The organism is Oerskovia sp. NPDC060287, assembly GCF_042726775.1.
In the GTDB taxonomy this organism is placed as follows: domain Bacteria; phylum Actinomycetota; class Actinomycetes; order Actinomycetales; family Cellulomonadaceae; genus Oerskovia; species Oerskovia merdavium.
Window position 1 is genome coordinate 1 of record NZ_JBHXBO010000369.1, and the last position, 2,713, is coordinate 2,713.

At 71.0% G+C, this 2,713-nt stretch carries 4 protein-coding genes; all 4 read right to left on the minus strand.

Annotation, left to right across the window (positions count from 1 at the left end; all coding sequences use genetic code 11):
• Window positions 1-126, minus strand: a 126-nt coding sequence (locus ACFWFR_RS18945) for an NAD(P)-binding protein (protein ID WP_377624133.1), incomplete at its 3' end; no start/stop codon positions are given.
• A 237-nt stretch (window positions 127-363) separates the two neighbouring features.
• On the minus strand, window positions 364-897 hold the full coding sequence (locus ACFWFR_RS18950) for a hypothetical protein (RefSeq protein WP_377624129.1): 534 nt from the start codon (window positions 895-897) through the stop codon (window positions 364-366).
• Entirely contained in the window at window positions 894-1,370 is a 477-nt protein-coding gene (locus ACFWFR_RS18955; RefSeq protein WP_377624130.1) for an LpqN/LpqT family lipoprotein, read from the minus strand. The genes ACFWFR_RS18950 and ACFWFR_RS18955 overlap by 4 nt, the downstream gene beginning before the upstream one ends.
• 135 nt (window positions 1,371-1,505) lie before the next feature.
• Window positions 1,506-2,630 (minus strand): WXG100 family type VII secretion target, encoded by a 1,125-nt coding sequence (locus tag ACFWFR_RS18960; RefSeq protein WP_377624132.1) that lies wholly within the window; start codon window positions 2,628-2,630, stop codon window positions 1,506-1,508.
• Window positions 2,631-2,713 lie beyond the last annotated feature (83 nt).

Genomic DNA, 2,713 nt, shown 5'->3' on the forward strand with positions numbered 1-2,713 from the left:
CGCAGGCAACCGCTCGAACAGATCGATACTCACCTCGACATCCGTCTTCGACAGAATGTCCGCCGCATAGATACCAGCAGGACCAGCGCCGACGATAGCGACGCGCAAAGGACGGGAGCTGCTCACAGGAAAGAACGCCTTCCGATCGAGGAGGGAGAGGACGGACCGCAGGAGATGGGCGGACCGTCACGCGGGCTGTCCGGGTGAGGTCCGCGGCCGCCAACGGGAGAACCACTCGATTGTACGACTGAGGTGAACCTCAACACTGACAGGCGATCTCGCCTGATGGAACCCCGTCTTGCGATCTGAGCAATCGTTACGTGGTTCCGCGGTCGGACCCACCACGCGACGTGCACCGCCGGGTCAGCCCTCGAACCGCCGCATGAACCCGTTGTCGAACCGTGGACGCCACCCGAGCGAGCGCAACGTCGAGAAGACCGGCACCTTGATGGTCGACGGTGTGAACGACAGTGTCGCGACGTTCGACACCTCGTAGCCTCGCTCGCCCGACACCGTGACCCGCGGTGCGACGACGACCTTCAGCGACCGTGCCCCGAAGGTCTTCCCTCGGAACCCGTCCTTGCGCGCCTCGGCGTGCACGGCGCCGGCCGAGACAGCTACGGCCCTGCGGGTCGAGCCGTGCAGCTCGGTGAACGCATAGGTCCCACGACGGCCGTCGAGCGTGACCACGAGCCGGAAGGTCTTGGTGACCGCCCCGGCTCCGAAGAAGGACTGCCAGCGTACGTCCCAGCCCTTCCAGGTCGCAGTGACGACAGCACCTTTGTCGGTCGGTTCTGCCGTGACCTCGTAGGGCACGTCCTCCGCGTTGAGCGACAGGAGCGCCGCGACCACGTCCTCGACCCCGGCAGGACCGACTGCCGGCACAGGGGTGCTCACTCCTCGATCCTCAGGCTCTCCTGGATCGCCCGGATCTCGACCAGCAGCCGCTCGGCCTGCGCTCCCGAGCACGAGCCCGTGACCTGCACCAGGTCCACGACGGGGCCCCGGTCGACGATCGTCGTGCGGACGGCCTGGACCAGGGTCCCTCCCTCTGCGTCCGTGAAAGCGCCCTCGATCCGGAAGCCCGGGTGTCCGGCGATCTCCCGCTCCTCGCGCCCCAGCTCGGCGTACCCGGCGAGCCCGGTCAGCTTGGTCACGACCTCGCTCACGGCGTTCTCGAGCGTGAGCTGCTTGCGCGTGCGCGACACGACCACGATGACGTTGGGCCGGAACTCACCGGGAGCCACGACCTTGGCCAGGGCGAGCGGGAGCGCGACCTCGGGAAGCGGAGCCCAGCCCTCGGGGCAGTCGATGCTGACCCGGACGGGAGCAGGGAAGTCGGCGCTGGGGTAGGAGAGCACGGTGCTCATGAACCATCCTTCGTGTCGGTTGTCGCCGTCGTGCTCGACGGCAGGACGGGGTGTCAGTCTGTCAGGCCCTCGGCGACCCGGACCGCACGGACGGCTCGGGCCCCTCGTCAGGGGAGCACGCGGTGCGCCGGCGGGTCACCAGGGCAGGAGGTCGGTCAGACCCTCCACGAGCTTCTTGGGCTCGAGGTCGACCTTCAGCCCGACGCCGCCGCCGAGCCCGAGCGCGACACCGAGGTCGACGTCGATCTCCGTGTGCTCCCAGCCCGCCCGGACGTCCACGTTGGCCCGCACGCCGATCCCCGCGTAGCCGGTCGCCTCGGCGCCGACCTGGGCACCCTCGATCCCCACAGACGCCTCGACCTTGGCCTCGGCACCGGCGAACGCCTCGGCACCGACGGCGACGCCCAGGCCGTCGGGCCCGACCGACGCCGCGGCGTCGACCCCCGCTCGCGCGCCCGCAAATGCCTCTGCGCCGGCGTGCCCCGCGAAGATGCCGTAGCCCAGGGCTCCCTCGGCCTTGCCGCCCGCCCCGACGGCCACCCCGGCCTGCCCCTCGACCGCCAGCCCGTCGGCGCCGACGTACCCGCCCGCCCCGGCATCCGCCCGCGCTCCGGCCCAGCCGGCCAACGACCCGTCGCCGTGGAAGCCGCTCGACTCACCGAAGGAGCCGTCCATCTGCCCCTGGGCACCCAGGACCCCGGACGCGTTCGCGCCGGCCAGGTGGGCCTTGGCATCGACAGGACGCCTGTCGTCGAGCAGCGGGCCGTCCACCCGCTCACCGTCGAGCGTGGACAGCTCGTACGTGGGTCGATACGTCCGGTGCGGGTCGAACACGCCGCTGTTGTCGACCTTCTCTCCGGGCGCACCTCCCGTCGAGCCGTGCAACCACCACGGGGACCCTGGAACCGTCGGGCCCGCAGGGCCGACGACCGGCCCGCCGCCAGAGCCGCCCGCGCCCGGCGTGCCGCCTCCCCAGGCCGTCCCGCCGGACCCACCGTCCTCGCTCGTGACCTCCTGGTGGTCGGCGTTGCGCACGAGCGCAGCGCCCGCCTCACGCAGCGCGTCGCGCGTCGTGGTGAGCACCGAGGCGCACCGCGAGGACCACAGGTCGCGGAACTGCTCGGCGTCGGGTCCCTTCCAGTCCACGGTACCCAGCCGCTGCGAGATCTTCGTCTGCAACGCGTCGAGGTCCCCGGACGCCTCGTCGAAGCTCTTGCCGAGCGTTCGGAGCGCCGTGACGTCGGCACCGTAGAAAGCCACAGGTTCTCATCTCGCGTCGTCGGGCATCAGCCCCAGGGGAAGGTGGGCGACGTGCCGAAGGGGCGGACGAGAGGCACAGGACC

What these genes read in the sequence shown, in the direction of transcription:
- ACFWFR_RS18955 (WP_377624130.1), bottom strand. Translation starts at nt 1,370, where the DNA reads ATGAGCACCGTGCTCTCCTACCCCAGCGCCGACTTCCCTGCTCCCGTC.